Genomic DNA, 23,361 nt, shown 5'->3' with positions numbered 1-23,361 from the left:
GGGGGGGGGGGGCCGGCCCCCCCGCCGCCGATGGCGAACGGCTGCCCAATGGCGACGTGATCCTCAACAAGGCCGCCTATACCGGCTGCGACGTCGTCGACAGCCATGGATGCCCCAGGAAGCCCAGCTGGCGCATCGTCGCCAAGCAGGTGATCTACTCCGAGGATCGCCAGCGCATCCGCTTCAACGATGCGCGGCTCGAACTGTTCGGCGCGGTCCAGCTGCCCCTCCTGGGCCTGACCGTCAGCACCAACGGGCAGGCCGTGTCCGGATTCCTCGTCCCCGATTTCCGCCTCTCGCCCTCGAACGGCGTCGAGATCAGCGAATCGTACTACTGGAAGATCTCTGAGAACCGAGACCTCACGGCGACGGCCTATGCCTATACCAAGGCCGCACCGATGGCCTCGATCCAATACCGCGCGCTCACCGAAAGCGGTGCTTACCAGATCACCGGCTATGCCACGTCGAGCAACCGCATCCCGATCATCGGCACGACCGTGGGCACTGAAAGCGAAAGCGCCTTTCGCGGCTACATCTTCGCCAACGGCAAGTTCCAGATCGACGATAACTGGAGCGTGACGGCATCCATCCGGCGCGCCAGCGACCGCACTTTCCTGCGCCGCTACGACATCAGCCGCGACGACCGCCTGCGCTCCATCGTCAATGTCGAACGGATCGACCAGGACAGCTATCTCTCCTTCGCCGGCTATGCGACGCAGACCATGCAGTCGAGCCGCGACCAGGGGCAGATCCCGGTAGCCTTCCCGGTACTCGATTATCGGCGACGCTTCGACGATCCCGTCCTGGGCGGCAAGTTCGAGACCCAGATCAATACCCTCGGCATCAGCCGCAGCAACGGCCAGGACACCCAGCGCGCCTTCGCCAGTGCCCAATGGTCGCTGCGCAAGCTGACCTCGATGGGTCAGGAAGTCACGCTGACGGGTCTTGCGCGCGGCGATGTCTACCACTCGGACGAGAACGACAAGACGAGCACCGTGATCTACCGCGGTGAGCCGGGCTGGCAGACACGCGGCATCGCGACCGCCGCGCTCGACGTGAAATGGCCGCTGGTCGGCAAGGTCTTCGGCGGAACGCAGGTGCTGACCCCGCGCGTCCAGCTCGTCGCCACGCCGAAGGTCAGGAACCTCTCGATCCCGAATGAAGATGCGCGCGCGATCGAGCTTGAGGACAGCAACCTGTTCTCGCTCAACCGTTTCCCCGGCTACGACCGGATCGAGGACAGCGTGCGCTTCACCTATGGTCTCGACTGGCAGTTCGAAATGCCGCGCTGGCGCATCAGTTCGACCGTCGGCCAGTCGATCCGCCTGAGCAACAAGCCGACCCTGCTGCCCGATGGCACGGGCCTTACCAACAAGACCTCGGACATCGTCGGCCGCACCGAAGTGCGCTATCGCAACTTCCTCAAGGTGATCCACCGCTTCCGCGTCGACAAGGACAGCCTCGCGGTTCGCCGCAACGAGTTCGACGCCGTGGTCGGCAACAACGCGACCTATCTCGAGCTGGGCTACACCAAGCTCAACCGCGACATTTCCAGCCAGATCGAAGACCTTCAGGATCGAGAGGAAGTGCGCGCAGCGGGGCGCATCGCCTTTGCCAACTACTGGTCCGTGTTCGGCTCCGCGGTCGTCAACCTGACCGATCGCTCGGAAGACCCGATCTACGGCTCGAACGGCTTCCAGCCCCTGCGCACCCGACTTGGCGCCGCATACGAGGACGACTGCATGCAGATCGCCTTCACCTGGCGCCGCGACTACGAGGCCACCGGCGATGCCCGGAAAGGCAACTCCTTCCAGCTTCGCTTCAGCCTCAAGAACATCGGATTGCGATGAAGCTGGCCTGCCCTTTCCCGTCCCGGAAGACGTCCCTGAACGGAACTACGGGGAATTCCTCTGAATTGCGGGTGTAGAGGCGTTGGCAGGCCCGATCAAAGCCGCTATCGGGTTGGCTCATATTCGGTTAAGCCGCAGCACGGCAGGAGCAAATTCTGGTGCGGCGGGCACGTGCGACACCTGTCCCTGCCCCCGGAACACATCCGGTTAGGTCCGGTCGAAAACGGGATTGAGATTACGGTGCAAGCAATCAATCGCAGCAAGTTCATCAAGCAGGCGCTCCATTCGATTGGCGCTGCCATCGTCATCTCGGGAAGTCTCGCCGCCTCTGCAGCCAATGCGCAGTCGGCACCGCAGGGCCAGATCGTCATTCCCGATGACGTGAAGATGTTCGGCAACGACAATCCCAACATGCGCCGCGCAACCGCAGTGGTGAACGGCTCGGTCATCACCGGAACCGACGTCGACCAGCGCCTCGCGCTCGTGCTCGCCGCCAATCAGGGCAAGGTGAGCGACGAAGAAAAGAAGCGCCTGCGCTTGCAGGTCCTGCGCAACCTGATCGACGAAACCCTGCAGATCCAGGAAGCCAAAGCTTCGGACATCGACATCGCGCAAGCCGAGATCGACCAGTCCTACGCGCGCGTCGCCGCGCAGAACTTCAACCAGAATACCGACGCGATGGACGCCTACCTCAAGCGGATCGGCTCTTCGCCGGATTCGCTCAAGCGCCAGATCCGCGGCGAGCTGTCCTGGCAGCGCCTGCTCCAGCGCAACGTCGCGCCGTTCATCAACATCTCCGAAGATGAAGTGAACGAAGTGCTCGATCGCCTGAAGGCCTCGAAGGGCACCGAAGAGTACCGCCTCGGCGAAATCTACCTCGCCGCGACGCCCGAATCGCGCGACCAGGTCGGCCAGAACGCGATGCAGATCGTGCAGCAGCTGCGTGAAGGCGGCAGCTTCGTCGCATATGCCCGCCAGTACTCGCAGGCATCGACCGCAGCGGTCGGCGGCGACCTGGGCTGGATTCGCCTTGCCCAGCTCCCCGGCGAGCTCGCCGCAGCTGCGCGTGAAATGCAGACCGGCCAGCTCGTGGGCCCGATCGAGGTTCCCGGTGGTTTCTCGATCATCTACCTGATCGACAAGCGCCAGGTGCTGACCGCGGACCCGCGCGATGCGGTTCTCGCACTCAAGCAGATCTCGATGGACTTCCCCAAGGGCATCAGCGAAGCGCAGGCCGGTGCGAAGGCCGAGGCCTTCGCCAAGGCAATCAGCGCGGCCAAGGGCTGCGGTGACGTGGAGAAGGTCGCAGCCGGGATCGGCGCCCAGGTCGTCGCCAACGACCAGGTGCGTGCCCGCGACCTGCCCGGTCCGATCCAGAACGCCATTCTCCAGCTATCGCCCGGCGAGACGCTTCCACCGTTCGGCTCGGTCGAAGACGGCGTGCGCATCCTCATGCTCTGCGGTCGTGACGACCCGCAGGTCGACAGCGGTCCCAGCTTTGACCAGCTCATGTCGCAGATGGAAGACGAGCGCATCAACAAGCGCGCCCAGATGTACCTGCGCGACCTTCGGCGTGACGCAATCATCGAGTACAACTGACCTGCGAAGGAGCGGCTGACATGGCCCTTGCGGCCCCGCTCGCGATATCGCTGGGCGACCCTGCCGGCATCGGCCCGGAGCTGATCGCCGAAGCATGGACCAAACGCGAAACGGCGGGCCTCGCCCCGTTCTTCGTCGTGGACGGTGCCGACGTTTTGACGGCCGCCGCCCGCACGCGCGGGCTCGACCTGCCCGTGTCCCGCATCACCGAACCGTCACAGGCCCATGCGGCTTTCGCCGTCGGCCTGCCGGTTCTGGGCGATGAGGACTGCAATCCGACTTTCGGATCGCCTGACATCGCAGGCGCAGCGCTCGCACTCCATTCGCTGGCGACTGCGGCTGCACTCGCCAGTTCGGGCGAGGCCGGCGGCGTCGTGACCGGGCCGATTGCCAAATCGAAGCTGGCCGTAGTCGGCTTCACCCAGCCCGGGCAGACCGAATTTCTCGCCGATGCCTGCGGCCTGCCGCATGAGGACGCGGTGATGATGCTTGCCGGTCCATCGCTGCGCACGGTGCCGCTCACGGTCCATACCGCCCTTTCGCAGGTGCCTCGCCTGCTGACGCATGACCTCATCGTCCAACGCTCGCGGATCGTCGCCCGTTCGCTGGCCCGCGATTTCGGTCTCGCCCATCCGCGCCTGGCGATCACCGGGCTCAACCCCCACGCCGGGGAAGACGGGCGCATGGGCGATGAAGAACAGCGGATCATCCGTCCCGCCATCGAGGCACTAAGGGCAGAGGGGCTCGCCGTAACCGGTCCCCACCCCGCAGACGCCCTCTTCGCCGCCCACGAACGCAACGGTTATGACGTCGCCCTGTGCATGTACCACGATCAGGCGCTGATCCCGATCAAGACACTCGACTTCGATCAGGGCGTCAACGTCACGCTGGGCCTGCCGATCATCCGCACTTCGCCCGATCACGGGACGGCCTTCGCCATTGCCGGGAAGAACACGGCCAGCCCGGGCGCGATGATCGCGGCCATCCGCATGGCCGGCGAATGCGCAGCCAGGCGGGCGGCATGACCACCCTGCCCCCCTTGCGCGAAGTCATCGCCAGGCACGGCCTCTCCGCCTCCAAGGCACTGGGCCAGAATTTCCTGTTCGACGAGCAGTTGCTCGACCGCATCGCCGCCATTCCCGGATCGCTGGAAGGGCACAATGTCCTTGAAGTCGGGCCCGGACCGGGCGGCCTGACCCGCGCCCTGCTGCGGGCCGGCGCGCAAGTCACCGCGATCGAAATGGACCGTCGCTGCCTTCCGGCACTGGCCGAAGTCGAGCAGGCGTTTCCGGGCAAGCTCAAGGTGATCGAAGGCGACGCGATGAAGATCGCCCCGGCCAGCCTGTTCGATGGCCCCTATCACATCGTCGCAAACCTGCCCTACAACGTCGGCACCGCGCTGTTCACCGGCTGGCTCTCCAGCGAAGCGTGGCCACCGCAGTGGCAGTCCCTGACCCTGATGTTCCAGGAAGAAGTCGCCCGCCGCATCGTCGCCGAAGCGAACACTTCCGCCTACGGCCGCCTCGCCGTACTGGCGCAGTGGCGTTCCAGGGCGAAGCTGTCGATGAAGGTGCATCGCAGCGCCTTCACTCCGCCACCCAAGGTCATGTCGGCCATCGTCCACGTGACGCCGGGCACGGCTACCGAAGGCGTTTCGATGCGGGTGCTGGAACGCGTGACCGAAGCCGCCTTCGGCCAGCGCCGCAAGATGCTGCGTCAGAGCCTCAAGGGCGTGCCCGATGCGCTGGCGGCGCTCGACAAGCTGGGGATCGATCCGCAGCGCCGTGCAGAGACGCTCAGCGTGGCCGAGTTCGTGGCCATTGCGCGCGAACTGACGCCTTAGCTCGCCAGGCGCCGGTTGCTGGCGGCACGCGCCTAGTCCCAGTCGTGCGTGGATAGCGCCAGGTCGGTGGTCTCTTCCAACGCCTCACCGCTTCCCATCCGCGCGATCACGAGAGTGCTGCCGCCCAGCAGCGCGGCAAGCACAACCAGTTGCACTGCGCGCGACCTGACGAACGACCTCCAGCCCGAACCTGCAGAAATGCCCCTGACTTCCCGCTCCGTCATGCGCGATACGGGCACCGCTAAACCTTTCACGAAGTCCGGCACCCTGATCTCGTCCTTGAGAGCGATACCGCAGCGATCGCCATGCGACCAGCGTACACGGCCGGGCAGCGAATGCTCGCCGATCTCGACCTTGACCCGGCCCCCCTTGGCTGGCGGATCGACCATCATTGCCATGAGCCCGCGCGACGACGCATTGCCGACCATCGCATCGCAATCGCGGTCGTTGACGCGGACGCGCACCATCAATGCCGCGGGCTCGCGCCGTTCCATTCGTTCTTTGCGGAAGAACATGATCCTCCCCCCATCTTGCACCATCATGCAGGATGGGGGGATTCGTTTAGGATTTTACTAAGGCAACCTAGGCAGTCACCAGAGCTGACTTCTTCTTCAGGCGCCAGGCGTGCAGCAGCGGCTCGGTATAGCCGTTGGGCTGCTCGACACCCTTGAAGACAAGGTCACAGGCGGCCTTGAAGGCAAGGCTGGTGTTCCAGTTGCCTGCCATCGGCTCATAGAGCGGATCGCCGGCATTCTGGGCATCGACCTTCTCGGCCATCCGCTTCATCGCGTCCATGACCTGCGCTTCGGTGCACACGCCGTGCAACAGCCAGTTGGCCATGTGCTGGCTGGAAATGCGCAAGGTCGCCCGGTCTTCCATCAGGCCGACGTCGTTGATATCCGGAACCTTGGAGCAGCCGACGCCCTGGTCGATCCAACGCACGACGTAGCCGAGCAGGCCCTGCGCATTGTTCTCCAGTTCCTCGCGCACTTCGTCCTCGGACCAGTTGGCGCCGTCGGCCAGCGGAACCTGCAACAGCTGGTCGAGGTCCGGGATCTCCTCGCCGGCCATGCCTTCGCGCAGGCCGAACACGTCGACCTCGTGGTAATGCATGGCGTGGAGCGTCGCGGCCGTGGGCGACGGAACCCAGGCAGTGTTGGCGCCGGTCCTGGGGTGGCCGACCTTCTGCTCCATCATGTCGCGCATCATGTCGGGCGCAGCCCACATGCCCTTGCCGATCTGGGCGATACCCGAAAGGCCGTGCCTGAGACCGATGGCGACATTGCGCTTCTCGTAGGCGGCGATCCAGGTCGAGCCCTTGATGGCGCTCTTGCGGATCATCGGACCGGCCCGCATCGAGGTGTGGATCTCATCACCGGTACGGTCGAGGAAGCCGGTGTTGATGAAGACGATACGGTCCTTCACCGCATGGATGCAGGCGGCGAGGTTGGCCGAAGTGCGGCGCTCCTCGTCCATGACGCCGACTTTGACCGTGTTGCGCGGCAGCTGCAGAAAATCCTCAACTGCATCGAACAAGTCATTGGTAAAGTTGCACTCTTCAGGGCCGTGCATCTTCGGCTTGACGATATAGATGCTGCCCTTGCGGCTGTTGCCGTAGCGGGTCATGCCCTTGACGTCCTGCGCCGAGATCGCGCTGGTGATCACCGCGTCCATGATGCCCTCGGGGATCTCGCTGCCATCGGACAGGAGGATCGCCGGATTGGTCATGAGATGGCCGACATTACGCACGAACAACAGGCTGCGACCCGACAGTTCCTGCGCCTCGCCGGTCGGAACGGTGACGACCTTGTTGGCCGCCAGCTCGCGCGTCAGGGTTTGGCCGCCCTTTTCGAAAGTGTCGGTCAGGTCGCCGCGGATCACGCCCAGCCAGTTCGAATAGGCGAGGACCTTGTCCTCGGCATCGACGGCCGCGACCGAATCCTCGAGGTCGACGATGGTCGTCAGCGCCGCTTCGAGGACGATGTCTGAAATACCGGCCTTGTCGGTCGCGCCGACCTGGCTCGAGGGATCGACGACGACCTCGATATGCAGGCCGTTCGACCTGAACAGGCGGCCCTTGAGCGTTTCGCCGACGTACCGGTCGGGATCGGCCAGGGTGACGTCCAGGTTCTCGACGTCGGACCAGCTTCCCGAAGCCAGCGGCAATGCCATGTCGAGGAACCTGCGTCCTTCGGCGATGACGGCGGCGCCGCGAACCGGATCGTAGCCCTTGCCCTGCGCGGGCGCGGCGTCGAGCGCATCGGTCCCGTAGAATGCGTCATAGAGGCTGCCCCAGCGCGCATTGGCGGCGTTGAGCAGGAAACGCGCGTTGAGTACGGGCACGACGAGCTGCGGCCCGGCCATCGTGGCGATCTCGGGATCGACGTTCTGCGTTCCTATTGAAAAGCCTTCCGGCTCGGGAACGAGATAGCCGATTTCCTTCAGGAACGCCTGATACTCGCCCTGCTCGATCGGCTTGCCGCCACGCGACATGTGCCAGGCGTCGATCTGCGCCTGCAGGTGGTCGCGTTTTTCGAGCAGCTCCCTGTTGCGGGACGCGAAGCGTGACAGGAGCTGGGCAAAGCCGCTCCAGAACGAATCCCTATCCTGCCCGATGGGTGCGAGGACCTTCTCCTCGACGAAAGCCGCCAATCCGGCGTCGACCTGGAGGCCCGAACGTTCAACCCTTTGCGTCATCTTTCCTCACACTTCCTGGCCGCACGCACGAAACCAACGCGCCGTGCGATCATTGTAGATTACCAAGACTGTCCTGGGGAAGGATGCCTTGCCCTATGACGCATGGGCCGGAGATTGGCAACAGGGACTATCGTGTGGGCCCTGCGTCACCGTCGGCCTCAAGCCTTGGGGATCGCGTCGGAATCACTTACACTTCAGAATTCGGTAACCATCACATGGACCGGAAACCGGGGACTGGCACAAAGGTTGCTAAGAGGTAAACGAGAAAAAGAGGATCGAAATGTTCAGGAAAATCGCCCGCCTCTTCGTGATCAAAACCCGCTGGGAAGCGTATATGATCATCTATGCGCTTGCGCTGGGAGCGATCGAGCGCGGCAGCGTCTACCTCACCCGGTTTCCCGGATTCGGCGGCAAGCTCCTGTTCCTCGCCTGCACCGGTTCGGTGTTCATGGCCGGCGCCAAGATCCTCGACTGCCTGAAATACGAAAAGGCCGAGCGCGATGGCGAAGCGGCGCAGACGGTCCAGACGGCTCCCCTGCCCGAAGACCGGCGCGAGGCGGCCTGACGACCCGGGACGAAACCGGCACCGGCCAAATTCCTGATCCAATCCGAATGAAGTGGGGTGTTTCTGTTGCCAGGTACACCCCGAACCCCTGGAATCCGCTTCTGTTGACCGGTGGGTCCAACCGCGTTCTAGCTTTGTAACTTCAGGCCGTTAGGCCCTAGAATTACGCGGCGAGAGCAAGTGCTTCGTTGTCGTTGGCACTTATGAGTTTTGAGCCTTGAACGGGTTACTCAGCCCGGACGAAAACACCGCTTTTCAACACACGTCGATCCTAGTTCGGCCCCGTCATCAACGCCGCCTTGGCGAGGCTGGTGGTGGAGCCGCCGGGTACCGCCCCCGGGTCCGCTGTGCCTATTGCACGCCGCAATTTATCGTCATAGCCGACCGAAGCCGGCACTGCCCCATATAGGCGATCAAACGTGAATGTGAAGTGAGCAAGCTGCGGGAAACGCGAAGTTCCCCAGCATTCAGCCGCGCTTCTTCAATTCGTCGCGAATTTCGGTGAGCAGTTCGATCTCGCTCGGACCGGCAGGCGCAGGCGCCGCCTCTTCTTCTTTCTTTTCAAGAGCTTCCATCAGGCGGTTCACATAGCGCACCATGAGGAAGATGATGAAGGCGAGGATCAGGAAGTTGATCACGGCAGTAACGAAGGCACCATAGCCGATCATCGCCGCACCGGCTTCCTTGAGGGCTGCATAGTCGTCCATCGCGCCCGCATAGCCGTCGGGCGTGCTCAGCAGGATGAAGTGGTTGGAGAAATCCGCGCCGCCGAAGATCGCGCCGACAAGCGGCATGATCACTTCGTCGGTGAGCGATTTCACGATCGCTCCGAAGGCTGCGCCGATAATGACGCCGACCGCCAGGTCCATAACATTGCCCTTGGCGATGAATTTCTTGAATTCCTGAAACATCCAGACCTCCCGGGTGCGGTTTTCGCAGGATCCTGTCATCGCAACCGGTCATTACGCCGGTCAAGTCCTTGAACCGCCACTGTGCACCGCTACATTCCCTCCGGTGATGACCGCCCCCCTTTGCGGTCGTTGAGGAGTAGGGAACACCATGTCAGCTTCGAACACCCCGGTCGGGAAGCTCTCGCGCATCGGCCGCCATGCGCTCGTGACGATTGCCGCGATGAGCCTGGCCGCCTGCGGCTTCAACTCTGTCCCGACCAAGCAGGAGGCTGCGAAGGCCAAGTGGGCCGACGTGCAGGCCGCGTTCCAGGAACGCGCGAACCTCGTCCCGAACCTCGCCGCCGTTGCCAAGGGCGCAGCCGAGCAGGAGAAGGCGATCCTCACCGGTGTCGTCGAAGCGCGCGCCAAGGCGACTTCGATCCAGGTCACTGCGAACGACCTCAACGATCCGGCCAAGATGCAGCAGTTCCAGCAGGCACAGGCCAACCTCGGCGCGAACCTGGGCCGCCTGCTCGCCAGCTTCGAGGCCTATCCGGATCTCAAGTCCATCACCAACTACCAGATGCTGCAGAGCCAGCTGGAGGGGCAGGAAAACCGCATCCGCATTTCCGTGCGCGACTACAATGCGGCCGTGCAGGACTATAACACCGAGGTCCGCACCTTCCCGACGATGATCGGCGCCAAGCTGCGCGGTGCGGATCCGCTGGTGCCTTATCAGGCGGCAACCCCGGGCGCCGAAGTCGCCCCGAGCCTTGAAGGCAAGATGTAATCCGGTGACACGCTTGCGGTTCACCGCCCGGACACTCGCCCTCGCCCTTATGCTGGCCCTCTGCGCCGTGCTCGTCCCACAGGCGAGCCAGGCGCAGGAGTTTCCCAAGCTGACCGGCCGCGTCGTCGACGATGCCGACGTGATTCCCCCTGCAGAGGAGGCACGCCTCACGCAGAAGCTGGCCGCGCTGGAAAAGCAGTCGCAGCGCCAGCTCGTCGTCGCAACCCTTCCCAGTCTGCAGGGTTACGACATTGCCGACTATGGCTACCAGCTTGGCCGCAAGTGGGGAATCGGCCAGAAGGGCGACGACAACGGCGCCCTGCTCATCATCGCCCCCAACGAACGCAAGCTGCGCATCGAAGTGGGCTACGGCCTCGAACCGGTGTTGACCGATGGCATGAGCTTCCTGATCATCAACAAGGTGATCGTGCCCAAGTTCAAGGCTGGCGACATGGCCGGCGGTATCGAGGCGGGTACCGACGCGATCATCAACCAGCTTACCCTTCCGCCGGAGGAAGCCCAGAAAATTGCCGCACAGGCCGATCAGCAGCGCGAAAGTAGCGGCGGGCCTCCACTCGGCGTCATCGTGTTCATCATCGTCGTAACGGCAGTCATCGTCATGCCGATGGCGAACGAGGCACGCGGCTTCGGACGGCGTCGGCGCAGCGGCATGGGGCCGTTCATCTGGTTGCCGGGCGGCTTCGGCGGAAACGACGATCACTGGGGCGGCGGCGGTGGCGGCTTCGGCGGCGGAGGAGGTTTCTCCGGCGGTGGCGGCAGCTTCGGCGGCGGCGGTTCGAGCGGAAGCTGGTAGCGGAGATAGAGATGCCCTCACCCACCTACCTTTCCGAGCAGGACCACGTCCGGATCAGCGCCGCCGTGACGCAGGCCGAACTGCAGAGCGCCGGCGAGATCGTGACGATCCTGGCCGACCGCTCCGACGGCTATACCGACATCGCACTGGCATGGGCCGCGCTCGCGGCCCTGCTCGCGCTTTGCGCACTGGCAATCGCGCCCGATTTCTACATCGGCCTCTATGACCGGCTCATCGCCGACTGGGGCCACCAATGGAGCCCGCGCGCGCTATTCACGCTGGCGGCCGGGATTGCGACGCTCAAGTTCGCCGCGGTTCTGTTCATCCAGTTCTGGCAGCCGCTCAAGTTCTGGCTGATCCCCCCGCCGGTGAAGACCGCGCGGGTGCATGAACGCGCGATCCGCGCTTTCCGGATCGGCGCGGAACGCCGCACAATGGGTCGTACCGGCGTACTGATCTATCTCTCCATGCGCGAACACCGCGCCGAGATCGTCGCCGACGAAGCGATCGCCACCAAGGTCGATCCCGAAGTCTGGGGCGAGGCGATGAGCGCGATGCTCGCCCATGTCCGCGAAGGCCGCATCGCCGACGGCATGTGCGCGGCGGTAGAGAAGGTCGGCGCGATCGTGGCTCCGCACTTCCCCCGCGCAGACGACGACGTAAACGAAATCCCCGACAGGTTGATCGAAGTATGACTGCAGATGCCGATGCCCCCGAAGAGATCATGTGGGAGGGGCGCTTCATCACCACCAAACGCCGCGGCCGCTGGGAATATGTCGGCCGCGCGCGTGGCATCCATGCGGCCGTGATCCTGGCCGTCGATGAGGACGATCACGTCATTCTCGTGGACCAGTACCGCGTTCCGCTGAGCCGCCGCTGCATCGAACTTCCCGCCGGACTTGTCGGCGATCATGACGACCACGAAGGCGAAGATCCCTCCATCGCCGCGGCGCGCGAACTGGAAGAAGAAACCGGCTATCATGCCGGCCGCATGGAAAAGGTCGGCGAGTTCTACTCCTCGCCCGGCATGGTGAGCGAGAGCTTCACGCTGTTTCGCGCGCACGATCTGGTCAAGGTCGGCGAAGGCGGCGGCGTCGACAGCGAGGACATCGTCGTCCACCGCGTGCCCGTGTCGGGCATCGAGAAGGCCATCGCCGCCTATCGCAAGGACGGCTATGCGATCGACGTGAAGATCCTCTCGCTGCTCGGCCCCCGCCTGCTCGGCTGAGCGCGGTGCGCACCCGCCCGGGCATCTGCCGGCGCAAGGCGCGCTATGCCAGCGAGGAGGAAGCGCTGCGCGTGGCCGAGAAGGCGCCCTTCCCGCTGCGCCCCTATCGCTGCGAACTGTGCCGGCAATTCCACCTGACCAGCCGCACCAAGGGCATGCGCCTGCCGCGATTCGAGATCGAACGGCGGCAGGCGAAATAAGTCAGGTCAAAGCGTCGTGAAGATGGCGCCGAAGTCCTTGCCGCCGTTTCCGGCTTCCACGAAAGCCTCGTAAATCGCCTTGGCGTGCTCGCCCATGGGAACGGAAGCCCCCGCGGTCTGCGCGCCTTCCATGGCAAGGCGCAGGTCCTTGAGCATGAGGGCCGAAGCAAAGCCGCCCTGATAGCCGTTGTCGGCCGGGCTGGTCGCTCCCACTCCGGGTGCCGGGGTATAGTCGTTGAGCGACCAGTTGTAGCCGGTCGACTTCGAGCTGATCTCGTAGAACTTCTGCGGATCGAGCCCGGCCTTCTCGGCCAGGGCCAGCGCTTCGCAAGTGCCGATCATGTGGATTGCGAGCAGCATGTTGTTGCACATCTTGGCAACCTGGCCGCTGCCGATCGCACCGGCGTGGATCACCGCCTTGGCCATCGGCTCAAGCACGGTCCGGGCCTTCTCGAAAGCCGCATCGCTCCCGCCGACCATGAAAGTCAGCGTACCGCCGTTGGCCGCCGCGATCCCGCCCGATACCGGAGCATCGACCATCTGGTAGCCCGCTGCCTCGGAAAGTCCGGCAACTTCGCGCGCGGTGGCAAGATCGATCGTCGAACAGTCGAGGAACAGAGCGCCTTCAGGCGCCTTGCCGATCACATCCTTGGTATAGACGCCCTTCACGATCGCGCCGTTGGGCAGCATCGTGACGACCGCATCCACTCCGGCGACGGCATCGGGCACCGCCGAATAGGTCGCGCAGCCATGTTCGGCCGCCTTGGCCAGCGCGTCTTCGGACAAGTCGAAGGCGTGGACTTCATGGCCCGCCTTGACGAGGTTCGCGGCCATGCCGCCGCCCATGTTGCCAAGGCCGATGAATGCGATCTTCATGTCATGCTCCCAAAACTGCATTTCCCGGCATCTAGCGCCGGAAGGTCGCGCGGACAGCTAGCCAGAGTGCTGGTCCGCGCGCCTCTTTGCCAACGGCCCGCCGGAATTACCTGCCCTTCCAAACGCCCGGACGCTTCTCGACGAACGCGGCCATGCCTTCGGCCTTGTCCTCGGTCGCGGTCAGGACCTGGAACATGCGGCGTTCCATGACGAGGCCGGTGTCGAGCGTCGTCTCGAAGGCGATGTTGACCATTTCCTTGTTCATCATCGCGGCCAGCGGCGGCATCGAAGCGATGGTCTGGGCCGACTTCATGGCGACATCCAGCAGCTGGTCTGCGGGGACCACCTGGCTGACGAGGCCCGAACGTTCCGCTTCGGCGGCATCCATCATGCGACCGGTCAGACACATGTCCATGGCCTTGGACTTGCCCACGGCGCGGGTAAGGCGCTGCGATCCGCCCATGCCGGGCGCGACGCCGAGCTTGATCTCGGGCTGGCCGAACTTGGCGTTTTCCGAGGCGATGATGAAATCTGCCATCATCGCCAGTTCGCAGCCGCCGCCCAGTGCGAAGCCGTTGACCGCCGCGATCCAGGGCTTGCGGGTCGTCTTGACGATCTGCCCGGTCCAGCCGGCGAAGAAGTCATCGGAATAGAACTCGGCGCTCGGCTTGTCGGACATCTCCTTGATGTCGGCGCCGGCGGCGAAAGCCTTGTCGCCCGACCCGGTGATCACCGCGCAGAGCTGCGAGGCATCGGCCTCAAACCTTGCGAAGGCATCGATCAATTCCGACAGGACCTGCGAGTTGAGCGCATTGAGCGCCTTCGGACGGTTCAGCGTGATCAGGGTGACGGCACCCTTCTGTTCGACCAGAATCGTTTCGTAGCTCATAGGGGCTTCCATTCCTCTTCGGTGGGGAGCGGCGCGAAGATCGCGTCCAGCATGGCATCGGTGACACCGGCGGGCGTTGCCGGGTTCCATTTCGGTTCATTGTCCTTGTCGACGATCACCGCGCGCACGCCTTCGGCGAAGTCGGGCAGGGTCAGGACCCGCGAGCCGATGCGGTATTCCATCGCCATATTCTGGGTGAACGTCGATAGCTTAAGCGATTCGGCCAACTGGCGCAGCGAGACCTTGCAGGCCTGCGGGCTCTTGGTTCTGAGCGCCGCCAGTTCCTTGGCCGCCCATTCGCTGTCGTCGCCTTCAAGCGAGGCCAGGATCTCTTCCAGCGTTTCGAAAGCAAAGTGCTTGCGGATGAAGGCTTCGTCCGCAGCAAGCTGAGATGCCGGCGGAGAAACCGACAGGGCGCTGAGCACGTTTGCGATCTCGTGCCCCGCAGCAATGCGGCGCTTGGCTTCCTCCAGCGCATCGCTGGGCAGATAGTGCGTGGCAAGGCCCGCCCAAAGGCAATCCTCTCCCTTCAGGCGCGCGCCGGTAACCGCGAGGAACTGGCCGATGCGCCCTTCCAGCCGCGACAGGAACCAGCCGCCGCCGACGTCCGGGAACAGGCCGATGCCGGTCTCGGGCATGGCGAAGCGGGTGTTCTCGGTCGCGACGCGGAAGCGGGCGGGCTGCGAGATCCCGACGCCACCGCCCATCGTGATGCCATCCATGAAGGCAACGATCGGCTTGGCGTAATTGAAGATCTGGTTGTTGAGCTGGTATTCCTCGTAGAAGAAGCGCCGCCCCGAAATGCCGCCATCGTTGAGGGCCGACTTGCGCAGCAGGTTGATGTCACCGCCAGAGCAGAAGCCCCTGCCCTCGCTGTGATCTATCATGATCGCGCCGATATTGTCGTCGCTCGCCCAGTCGGCCAGCGCCGAGGACATGCCTCGGCACATGTCGAGCGTCAGGGCATGAATCGCCTTGGGGCGATTGAGGGATATGTGACCGGCGACGCCATCGTGCCGGATAATCAGTTCGTCCGTCATCACTTGAGCAGGTCCCGTCCGATAATCATGCGCATCACTTCATTGGTGCCTTCCAGGATGCGATGCACGCGAAGATCGCGCCAGAAGCGCTCGATGGGATAGTCCTTGAGATAGCCATAGCCGCCGAACAGCTGCAAGGCGCGGTCGACGACCGAAGAGCCGGTATCGCTGGCGATCATCTTGGCCATGGCGGCAAAGCGGGTCTTGTCGGCGGTCTTGGCCGTGACCTTCACTGCTGCCAGATAGAGCAGCGCCCGTGCGGCCTCGAGATCGGCGGCCATTTGGGCGAGCGTGAACTGGGTGTTCTGGAACTCGGCGATCGACTGGTCGAACTGCTTGCGTTCCTGGACGTACTGGATCGCCTCGTCGAGGCAGCGCTGCGCCCCGCCCAGAGAACAGGCGCCGATGTTCAGGCGCCCGCCGTCGAGCCCGGCCATTGCGAACTTGAAGCCATCGCCTTCCGCGCCGACGCGGTTCTCGACCGGGATGCGCGCATCCTCGAAGATCACCTGGGCCGTAGGCGAAGCGTTCCAGCCCAGCTTCTTTTCCGGCGCGCCGAAGCTGACGCCCGGCGTGTCCTTCTCGACGAGGAAGCACGAAATCCCGCGGGACTTGTGATCGCTCGTGCGCGCCATGACGAGATAGACGTCGTTGACGCCGCCGCCCGAGATGAACTGCTTTGTTCCGTTGAGGACATAGTGATCGCCGTCGAGGCGCGCCGAAGTCTTCAACGCCGCAGCGTCGGACCCCGAACCGGGCTCGGTCAGGCAGTAGGAGGAGATCTTCTCCATCGCGACCAGATCGGGCAGGTAGCGGTCCTTCAGCTGCTGGTCGGCGAAGCTGTCGACCATCCATGCACACATGTTGTGGATAGAGATGTAGGCCGAAGTCGCCGGGCAGCCATAGGCCATGGCTTCCATGATCAGGGCCGCGTCAAGGCGGCCGAGACCGATCCCGCCGCCTTCTTCCGACACGTAAATGCCGCCGAAGCCAAGCTCACCGGCTGCCTTCCACACATCGACAGGATAGTGGTGCTTTTCGTCCCACTCCGCCGCGAACGGCGTGATCATGTCGGCGGTGAACTTGCGCGCGGTTTCCTGGATCGCGACCTGATCCTCAGTCAACCCAAACTGGTCAGTCATGTCAGCCCCTCGGTCTCGTCATCTGGGCCCGGATCACCCGGGCTGCCCTCATGGGCATTTCCTGTAGGTAAGCGGTTCGGGCGAGGCATCCGGTCCGGTATCCTCGCGCACAAGGGTCTTGCCGCCATCGGGGGTCGACAAGGCCACTTCGCGGATCCAGCTCTGGCCTTCTCCGGTGAATTGGTAGGATGCGCTGATGCTGTCGTCGCCGACTTCCTTGATCGGGCCGAGTTGGGCCACCGATTCATAGAACTCGAGCTTGTCTTCGCCGACCGTCATGAGGCCCTTGGCATCGCCTGCCGTGCTGGTGCAGTCGGCAGGCACGAGGCCCCAGCGTCCGCGCAGCGATTCCGGGATTTCCAATGCTTCCACAACCGGCGCCTGCGTCGCCGTTTCGCTGGGAGCCGGCGCAGGCTGCTCCTTCGAACACGCGCCAAGCGCCATGGCAAGGGCCGCACTGGCAATCAGGGAAGTCTTGTTCATCGGTCTACTCCTTTGACGGTTCGAACAGGACCGGGAACGCCTCCCGATCCCGTTCGGTTGCCGCTAAAGTGTCACCCGATCGCCTCGATGATATCCTTGCCGAACAGTTCCTCGTCCGACGGGATCACCTTGGTCTGCGTGAGCGGCTTGGAGACCCAGGTCTCGTTGATGAGATCGCGCCAGGTCACGTTGTTGTTGGTGCCGTTGCCGCCCCACGAGCCGCAGCCCAGCGAGAAGGTCTGGCGCATGCCGTTCCACAGGTTGCCCGAGTTGGAAGCGGCCTGCGGCTGGTTGACCATGACGCGGCTGGTGCGGGTGCCCTTGGCCAGCTTCATGATGTTCTCGTCGGACTGCGAGTAGATGCCGCAGGAGTGGCCCTGACCCTGGTAGGCCTGGATGGCATTGGTCAGCGCAATCGCCTCGTCGATGTCCCTGGCGCGGTAAAGCGCCATCGTCACGGTCATCTTCTCGCCCGAGAAGGGATGGTCCTTGCCCGCGCCGGTTTCGGGCACGATGAAGAACGTGGTCGCCTCGGGGATCTCGAAGCCCGCGTAATTGGCGATGAACTGCGGCGACTGCGCAACGACCTTGGCGTTGATGTGTTCGCCGTCTTCCCAGATCGCCTTCTGCAGCTTGGCCTTCTGCTCGTTGTCGAGGACGAGGCCGCCCTTCTCCTGCAGCTTGGCCAGCATCTTGTCATAGATGGCATCGAGCAGGATCACCGAGTTGTCCGACGAGCAGGAAGCTGCGTAGTCGAGCGTCTTGGAGATCAGGATCTTCTCGGCCGCATCGTCGAGGTCGGCCGTCTCGTCGACGGTGATGACGGCATTGCCGACGCCGACGCCGAGCGCCGGGGTGCCCGAGCTGTAGGCCGCGGTCACCATCGCCGAACCGCCGGTGGCGAGAATGCGGTCGCACTGCTTCATCACTTCGTTGGTCTTCTCGACCGAGGGCTGCTCGATCGGGATCACGAGGTCTGCCGGCGCGCCCATCTTGACCAGCGCATCGCGCATAAGGTTGCAGATCTTCGCGTTGATCAGCTTGGCGCGCGGGTGCGGGCAGATGATGATCGAGTTGCGGCCCTTGACCGCGCTGATCGCCTTGATCACCGGGGTCGCTTCCGGGTTGGTCGAGGGCGAGAGCGCACCGATCACGCCGACCGGCTTGGCGATCTTGACGATGTTGCGCTCGGCATCTTCCTCGATCACGCCTACCGACTTGTCGTTGATGATGTCCATCAGCGTGGCGCGGGTCTTGACGAAGATCTTCTTGAACTTGCCTTCGTAGTTGCCGAGCTGGGTCTCATCGACCGTTTCCCGGGCGATCTCTTCCGCCAGGCCGGGCTTGCACACGGCATAGACCATGCCCCGAATCCAGTAGTCGACCTGTTCCTGGGTCGCGTTCTCGATCTGTGCCTGGGCCGCGCGCGAACGCGCAATCAGTTCCGCCACTTCGGCCGCGACAGGCGTTTCGGCGATCATTTCAGCAGTAGCCATTTTGCATCTTCCCTAGTGTTACCACACGAGCCTTGCGACAAACCGTTCCCGCGTGCGCACCCAGTGCGCCGGCTGTCCGGCAAGACCCCGTTAGGCCATGTGCCACTGGCTCGTCCCCTGCACTTTTGGTGGAGCCAAGGCAAGTTTTTTAATCGCGCGATTCAATTTGGGGAGGCTACGGATTTCAGTCAAGGGCAACATTTAAAGAAGACCAAAGCGGCATCGCGATGCCTTTCCCCTCTTGTCCCTTCAGTCTCGAACAGGCAGGACGAGATCGAATATTTCGCGCAAGGAACGCGAAGGCGAGCGGCCTTCGGTTCCTCGCGCGAATGAACTGTCGACGTTAACTGTGCGGCGCATGCAAGAAGCCGCGAGGAAGGATGAAGCTTAGTGAGTGAGACAACGATCGATCCGGCCGATTTTCGCAAGGTCCTCGGTAGTTATCCTACCGGGGTTTGCGTCGTCACGGCCATGGATGGAGACAAGCCTGCCGGCATGGTCGTGGGATCATTCACCTCGGTCTCGCTCGACCCGCCGCTGGTCGGCTTCTTCCCGGACAAGAAATCGACCTCCTGGCCGCTAATCGAGAAGGCCGGACGCTTCTGCGTCAACGTCATGGGCAGCGATCAGCAGGACGTGTGCCGGTCGGCGAGCGCAAGGGGCGACGAAAAGTTCGTCGGCGTGGAATTCACGATCTCGGATCATGACCTGCCGGTGATCGCCAATTCCATCGCTTCCATCGAATGCCGCCTCTATTCCGTGACCGAGGCCGGGGATCACTGGTTCGTCATGGGCGAGATCCTGCGCATGGAAACCGTGCGCGAGGATGACCCGATGCTGTTCCATCGCGGTCGCTACGGCGGTTTCGCCGAGAGGATGTAACAAACCCGGAAAAGGACGGCGCGGCCATGCCCTTCGAATCATTCTCCATCGAAACCGACGACGGCGCCACGCTGGCCGGCGTCAGGCGCGATGGTGAAGGTGCGCCGCTCGTCCTCATTCACGGCTTCGGGGCATCGCACCGCGACTGGCAGGGCCTGATCGACGCCTTGCCCCCCAAGCTTGCGATCATCGCCTACGATCAGCGCGGGTTCGGGGATTCGAAGGCGCCGCAGGGCCGCGCCTATTCCCATGGCCAAGACCTCCTCGCCCTTCTCGACGCTCTGGACCTGCGGAAAGTGGACCTGTGCGGAATGTCGCTCGGCGGAGCCACCGCCCTCAACTTCGCGCTGGATCACCCCAACAGGGTGCGTCGCGTGATCCTGGTAAGCCCGCTGATGGTGGGCTGGTCATGGTCGGAAGACTGGATCGAACGCTGGAAGCAGATCGGGCGCGCCGCGCGTGCCGGTGACATGGCGAGCGCCCGAGAGCTGTGGTGGCAACACCCGCTGTTCGAAAGCACCCGGGCGAGTCCTGCCGCACATGCCCTCAAGGCTTCGATCGATGCCTTCCACGGCCAGCAGTGGGTGGGGGACAACCAGCACCAGGCCCTGCCCGACCTCGATCGCCTGGGCCATCTGGCCGTGCCGACACTGCTACTGACCGGTACGCTCGACACCGTGGATTTCCGGCACATCGGCGATGCTATTGCCGCCCTTGGCGTGCAAGTCACCCGGATCGACTATGCCGATGCCGGGCACATGCTGAATTTCGAGATGCCGGGCCGGATCGCCCGGGACATCGTCGATTTCCTGTCCGACTAAACCGAAGCGAGCGCCGGCTCGGCCGGCTGCACGCGCTTGGCGGACTTCTGCCGCTTGAGCCCGATGAGCGGACGAAGCGGGCCGATTTCCCGGCCGATCAGGTAGAACAGCCAGGACCCCAGCGCGACCGAACTGCACAGCAACAGGAATTCGGGCAAGGCAGTCAGCCCCTTGTCGCGCAGCCAGTAGCTGACGAAGACCATGATCGTCTGGTGCGCGATGTAGACCGGGAACACGGCCTCGGCCAAAGTCGCCCGCCAGCGCGCGTCGTGGTTCCAGAAGCGGTCGGCGATACCGAACAGGGCGATGATCGTGCTCCAGCTCTGCACGGCCTTGGCGAAGTACAGTGGCGCCTGCCATTCGCGCGGCGTCGGGATGTTGCCGGGGTGAAGATAGGCATTGCCAGCAGCCCAGACGAAACCGGCCGTGGCGAGAACCGCTGCGACCTTCCACTGCCGCGCGATCGCCTGGCGCACCGGGTCTGACTGGCGCAGCAGGACGCCGAACAGGAACATCGCAAGGTAATGCAGGTGCGCGGCCCGGTCGACGAGGATGCTGTGAATGTCGGTCCATCCGAATGGCAGGTACTCACGCACCAGATATACGAAGACGATTCCCAGCGGCAGCAGCATGGGACCTGACAGCGCCTTCTCGGCACCGGCACGGATCCTTGCACGCAGGCCTTCGGGCAGCACCGCCCGGAAGCCGCAAAACAGCACGGTATAGGCGAGCAGGTAGACCACGAACCACAAGTGCATCACCCGCGGCACATACTCGTAGCGAACGGTGCGGAAGGTGAACGCGTCGTGGAGCAGGTAGTAGAGATAGCCGTGCTCATAGCCGGAATTGACCAGCCCCATGTAGGGCTGCGGCGGCACGACCACGATCAGGCCGAAGATCAGCGGAATGCCCAAACGCGCCAGTCTGCCGCGGAAAAAGGCGCCTGTGCTGCCGTCCTTGCCGAGCAGGGCGGCGCTGGCATAGCCGGAGATGGCGAACAGGAGCGAAAGCCGCCATGCACTCAGGCCCAGCAGCGGGATTTCCGCCCAGCCGACTACGCCGCGCGTGGGCGTCTGATAGCCCCAGGGTGTGAAGTTGTAGCCGACATGGTAGAAAATGAGCAGGACGAAAGCGCCGATGCGCAACCAGTCCATACCATAGTGGCGTTGCGTCGAGGCAGGCTTCATCACGGTCCGATGCAGTGGCAGAAACCGTGCGCCCTTACGCGTGATGACGGGTTTCTGCAATCTTTCGCTTGTAACAGCCCTTCGCCAGTTCCCCGTTGAAACCGCGATCCAGCGACTTGGTAACCGGTAACAATGGGTTATACACTCGCGCCATGCACATCCCGTCCTCCCGCATCACGATCAACGACATCGCCCGACTGTCAGGCGTTTCCAAGAAGACGATCAGCCGCGTCATCAACCAGTCCCCGCTGGTGAGCGAGGAAACCCGAAGCAAGGTCGAGGCAATCATCGCCGAGACGGGTTTCGTGCCCAACGCACAGGCACGCGCCCTGGCCCGGGGACGCAATTCGCTGATCGCACTCGTCCACGACGGTTCGGATCGCGGTATTCTCGAGGCGGTGGAAAGCGGGATGCTGCGCGGCATGGAGGGCAGCGAGTTCTCGCTGGTGCTGCGCCCGGTCGAAGGCGATCCCGTCGCCCGCCTGCGCAGCTTCATCGACCAGCACCGCCCCACCGGGATCGTCCTGCTGCCGCCCCTTTCCGAGAGCGAGGAACTGACCCTGCTCTGCGACGAGACCGAAACGCGCTGCGTCCGTCTCGGCCGTGTGCGCGGCGAACATGGTCTTGCCTGCGACGACCGCACCGCCATGTCCGAGCTGGTCGCCTGGCTCATCCGGCTCGGCCACACGCGCATCGGCCTGGTCAGCGGCCCGGAAACTTCGCTGACGGCGCAGCAGCGGGAACTGGGCTATCTCGACGCCATGGCCGATCACGACCTCGATCGCGGCCCCGCGCTCATTGCGGCGGGCGAAAACTCGTTCGAGTCCGGCATGGAAGCCGGCCGCCTGCTGCTGGAAGTAAGCCCCCGTCCCACGGCCATCGTCGCCTGCAACGACGAGATGGCCGCCGGCGTCATCCAGGCCGCGCAGCGTTCCGGCCTCATGGTCCCGAACGCCATTTCGGTGGTCGGGTTCGACGACACCCCGCTTGCCGCAAGGATTTGGCCGGCGCTGACCTCCATGCACATCCCCTGGGCCGCCATGGCTCAGGAAGCGGTCTCGCGCATTCGTGGCCAGGCGATGGCGGCGGACGACGCGCCTGCACTCAAGGCGGATCTGGTCATCCGCAATTCGGTGCTCCCGCTTGAGAATCAATCGGGAGCGACCTGAGACCGCAGGCGATCAGCACCCCTTGAAGGCGGGCTTGCGCTTTTCGATGAAGGAATTGACGCCCTCGAGGAAGTCCTCGGTGCGACCTGCCGCACGCTGGTTGACTCGCTCTGCCTGAAGCGCGGCCTCCATGCCGCAATCCAGCGCATCCCAGGCCATCCGCTTGATCAGGCCGAGCGAGCGCGGACCTGCAGCAAGCTGGCGGGCGAGCTTCATCGCTGCCTCGTCCAGTTCCTCGTCGGGCACCACCCTGGTCGCAAGCCCCCAGTCGAGCGCCGTCCTGGCATCGACCTTTTCGCCCAGCAGCATCATCTGCGTGGCGCGGACCCGGCCCACCGCCTGACTTAGCAGGTAAGTGGCACCTCCATCGGGCACGAGCCCGACGTGGCAGAAGGCACAGAAGAAGTAGGCGTTGTCCGACATCATCACGATATCGCCCGCCGCGGCGAGGCCGGCGCCGAAGCCCGCAGCCGGCCCGCGAATGGCGGTGATGACCGGCTGCTCCATCGTCTTGATCGCCAGAATCACGGGGTTGAAGGCACGGTCGAGCTGGCCGCCGACATCGCGCATCGGGTCAGTCAGCATGTCCTGCGCGGCCGTCAGGTTCGCTCCTGAGCAGAAACCCTTGCCTTCCCCGGTGATTACGACCGCCCGCGCATCCTTCGCCGCACGGTCGAGCGCATCGACCATCTCGCGTCCCATCTCCTCGGTCACGCCGTTCATCGTCTTGGGATCGTTCAGCGAGATCCGGGCGACGCCATCTTCGAGGCTGAAAAGGATGTGCTTGTAGGTCATTTCAACTCCCAGTCTTGCGGCCTGCGCATGGCTGTCAGGCTCTTCGCGATATCCACTCACTCGCCAACTGTTCGATAGGGCAGGTCAAGGCAAGCGCGGATTGCC

The 23,361-nt window shown here is 63.9% G+C and carries 24 protein-coding genes and 1 other RNA gene; 13 read left to right on the top strand and 12 right to left on the bottom strand.

Going from position 1 to position 23,361, the window contains the following annotated elements; all coding sequences use genetic code 11:
- The 4 genes from SPHV1_RS07020 to rsmA form a co-directional block, all read left to right on the top strand.
- On the top strand, positions 1-1,850 hold a 1,850-nt coding region (locus SPHV1_RS07020), incomplete at its 5' end, for an LPS-assembly protein LptD (RefSeq protein ID WP_054945326.1).
- Positions 1,851-2,090: 240 nt separating this feature from the next.
- Positions 2,091-3,449 carry a peptidylprolyl isomerase gene (locus SPHV1_RS07015; RefSeq protein WP_054945319.1) on the top strand — a complete coding sequence of 453 codons (1,359 nt, stop codon included), beginning with the start codon at positions 2,091-2,093 and terminating at the stop codon, positions 3,447-3,449.
- Positions 3,450-3,469: 20 nt separating this feature from the next.
- Positions 3,470-4,474 (top strand): 4-hydroxythreonine-4-phosphate dehydrogenase PdxA, encoded by a 1,005-nt coding sequence (gene pdxA, locus SPHV1_RS07010; RefSeq protein WP_054945318.1) that lies wholly within the window; start codon positions 3,470-3,472, stop codon positions 4,472-4,474.
- Positions 4,471-5,292 carry a 16S rRNA (adenine(1518)-N(6)/adenine(1519)-N(6))-dimethyltransferase RsmA gene (rsmA, locus tag SPHV1_RS07005; protein WP_054945325.1) on the top strand — a complete coding sequence of 274 codons (822 nt, stop codon included), beginning with the start codon at positions 4,471-4,473 and terminating at the stop codon, positions 5,290-5,292. Before pdxA ends, rsmA begins: the two co-directional genes overlap by 4 nt.
- A 32-nt stretch (positions 5,293-5,324) precedes the next feature.
- Here rsmA and SPHV1_RS07000 read toward each other — a convergent pair whose 3' ends face one another.
- Together SPHV1_RS07000 and SPHV1_RS06995 are read right to left on the bottom strand one after the other, a co-directional pair.
- Positions 5,325-5,807, bottom strand: coding sequence for a PilZ domain-containing protein (locus SPHV1_RS07000; protein ID WP_231634560.1), 483 nt, complete (start codon positions 5,805-5,807; stop codon positions 5,325-5,327).
- Positions 5,808-5,874: 67 nt separating this feature from the next.
- A complete protein-coding gene (locus SPHV1_RS06995; RefSeq protein WP_054945317.1) occupies positions 5,875-7,989 on the bottom strand; it encodes a malate synthase G in 2,115 nt (704 codons plus the stop codon).
- Between the two features lie 280 nt (positions 7,990-8,269).
- On the opposite strand from SPHV1_RS06995, the gene SPHV1_RS06990 reads away from it, so the two are divergent.
- Complete coding sequence (locus tag SPHV1_RS06990; RefSeq protein WP_054945316.1) at positions 8,270-8,554, top strand: hypothetical protein; 285 nt, start codon at positions 8,270-8,272, stop codon at positions 8,552-8,554.
- A 51-nt stretch (positions 8,555-8,605) separates the two neighbouring features.
- Here the strand turns inward: SPHV1_RS06990 and ssrA are convergent.
- Both ssrA and mscL read right to left on the bottom strand, forming a co-directional pair.
- Positions 8,606-8,988, bottom strand: a transfer-messenger RNA (tmRNA) gene (ssrA, locus tag SPHV1_RS24340).
- A 33-nt stretch (positions 8,989-9,021) separates the two neighbouring features.
- Entirely contained in the window at positions 9,022-9,465 is a 444-nt protein-coding gene (gene mscL, locus SPHV1_RS06985; protein WP_054945323.1) for a large conductance mechanosensitive channel protein MscL, read from the bottom strand.
- Between the two features lie 148 nt (positions 9,466-9,613).
- On the opposite strand from mscL, the gene SPHV1_RS06980 reads away from it, so the two are divergent.
- From SPHV1_RS06980 to SPHV1_RS06960, 5 genes are read left to right on the top strand one after another with little or no spacing between them, the layout of a single operon-like run.
- Entirely contained in the window at positions 9,614-10,234 is a 621-nt protein-coding gene (locus SPHV1_RS06980; protein WP_054945315.1) for a LemA family protein, read from the top strand.
- Between the two features lie 49 nt (positions 10,235-10,283).
- Positions 10,284-11,048, top strand: coding sequence for a YgcG family protein (locus tag SPHV1_RS06975; RefSeq protein WP_054945314.1), 765 nt, complete (start codon positions 10,284-10,286; stop codon positions 11,046-11,048).
- A gap of 11 nt (positions 11,049-11,059) precedes the next feature.
- On the top strand, positions 11,060-11,743 hold the full coding sequence (locus SPHV1_RS06970) for a TPM domain-containing protein (protein ID WP_054945313.1): 684 nt from the start codon (positions 11,060-11,062) through the stop codon (positions 11,741-11,743).
- Complete coding sequence (locus tag SPHV1_RS06965; protein ID WP_054945312.1) at positions 11,740-12,276, top strand: NUDIX hydrolase; 537 nt, start codon at positions 11,740-11,742, stop codon at positions 12,274-12,276. Before SPHV1_RS06970 ends, SPHV1_RS06965 begins: the two co-directional genes overlap by 4 nt.
- A 5-nt stretch (positions 12,277-12,281) precedes the next feature.
- Positions 12,282-12,476: a hypothetical protein gene (locus tag SPHV1_RS06960; RefSeq protein ID WP_054945311.1), complete on the top strand. Its 195-nt coding sequence runs from the start codon at positions 12,282-12,284 to the stop codon at positions 12,474-12,476.
- 6 nt (positions 12,477-12,482) lie between these two features.
- Here SPHV1_RS06960 and mmsB read toward each other — a convergent pair whose 3' ends face one another.
- From mmsB to SPHV1_RS06930, 6 genes are all read right to left on the bottom strand, one after another.
- Positions 12,483-13,352, bottom strand: coding sequence for a 3-hydroxyisobutyrate dehydrogenase (gene mmsB / locus SPHV1_RS06955; protein ID WP_054945310.1), 870 nt, complete (start codon positions 13,350-13,352; stop codon positions 12,483-12,485).
- A 106-nt stretch (positions 13,353-13,458) separates the two neighbouring features.
- The gene (locus SPHV1_RS06950; RefSeq protein ID WP_054945309.1) at positions 13,459-14,241 is read right to left on the bottom strand and encodes an enoyl-CoA hydratase-related protein; all 783 of its coding nucleotides are present in this window, start codon (positions 14,239-14,241) and stop codon (positions 13,459-13,461) included.
- A complete protein-coding gene (locus tag SPHV1_RS06945) occupies positions 14,238-15,281 on the bottom strand; it encodes an enoyl-CoA hydratase/isomerase family protein (RefSeq protein ID WP_054945308.1) in 1,044 nt (347 codons plus the stop codon). Before SPHV1_RS06945 ends, SPHV1_RS06950 begins: the two co-directional genes overlap by 4 nt.
- Complete coding sequence (locus tag SPHV1_RS06940) at positions 15,281-16,423, bottom strand: acyl-CoA dehydrogenase family protein (RefSeq protein ID WP_054945307.1); 1,143 nt, start codon at positions 16,421-16,423, stop codon at positions 15,281-15,283. The genes SPHV1_RS06945 and SPHV1_RS06940 overlap by 1 nt, the downstream gene beginning before the upstream one ends.
- A 48-nt stretch (positions 16,424-16,471) precedes the next feature.
- The gene (locus SPHV1_RS06935) at positions 16,472-16,906 is read right to left on the bottom strand and encodes a hypothetical protein (protein WP_054945306.1); all 435 of its coding nucleotides are present in this window, start codon (positions 16,904-16,906) and stop codon (positions 16,472-16,474) included.
- 71 nt (positions 16,907-16,977) lie between these two features.
- Positions 16,978-18,402 (bottom strand): aldehyde dehydrogenase family protein, encoded by a 1,425-nt coding sequence (locus SPHV1_RS06930; RefSeq protein ID WP_054945305.1) that lies wholly within the window; start codon positions 18,400-18,402, stop codon positions 16,978-16,980.
- A 390-nt stretch (positions 18,403-18,792) separates the two neighbouring features.
- Between SPHV1_RS06930 and SPHV1_RS06925 the strand changes: the two genes are divergently transcribed.
- Both SPHV1_RS06925 and SPHV1_RS06920 read left to right on the top strand, forming a co-directional pair.
- The gene (locus SPHV1_RS06925; protein WP_054945304.1) at positions 18,793-19,284 is read left to right on the top strand and encodes a flavin reductase family protein; all 492 of its coding nucleotides are present in this window, start codon (positions 18,793-18,795) and stop codon (positions 19,282-19,284) included.
- 26 nt (positions 19,285-19,310) lie between these two features.
- Positions 19,311-20,105, top strand: coding sequence for an alpha/beta fold hydrolase (locus tag SPHV1_RS06920; protein ID WP_054945303.1), 795 nt, complete (start codon positions 19,311-19,313; stop codon positions 20,103-20,105).
- Here SPHV1_RS06920 and SPHV1_RS06915 read toward each other — a convergent pair.
- Entirely contained in the window at positions 20,102-21,292 is a 1,191-nt protein-coding gene (locus SPHV1_RS06915) for an acyltransferase (protein WP_054945302.1), read from the bottom strand. The two genes, SPHV1_RS06920 and SPHV1_RS06915, sit on opposite strands and share 4 nt — an antisense overlap.
- A gap of 152 nt (positions 21,293-21,444) precedes the next feature.
- Here SPHV1_RS06915 and SPHV1_RS06910 point away from each other — a divergent pair, with 152 nt between their 5' ends.
- Complete coding sequence (locus tag SPHV1_RS06910) at positions 21,445-22,461, top strand: LacI family DNA-binding transcriptional regulator (protein ID WP_054945301.1); 1,017 nt, start codon at positions 21,445-21,447, stop codon at positions 22,459-22,461.
- Between the two features lie 12 nt (positions 22,462-22,473).
- On the opposite strand, the gene SPHV1_RS06905 is transcribed toward SPHV1_RS06910, so the two are convergent.
- Entirely contained in the window at positions 22,474-23,256 is a 783-nt protein-coding gene (locus SPHV1_RS06905; protein ID WP_054945300.1) for an enoyl-CoA hydratase-related protein, read from the bottom strand.
- Positions 23,257-23,361 lie beyond the last annotated feature (105 nt).

The sequence above is a fragment of the Novosphingobium sp. KN65.2 genome (assembly GCF_001368935.1).
Taxonomy (GTDB): Bacteria; Pseudomonadota; Alphaproteobacteria; order Sphingomonadales; family Sphingomonadaceae; genus Novosphingobium; species Novosphingobium mathurense.
Note: the sequence above shows the minus strand (reverse complement) of the source record. Positions and strands in the feature narration are given on the sequence as shown.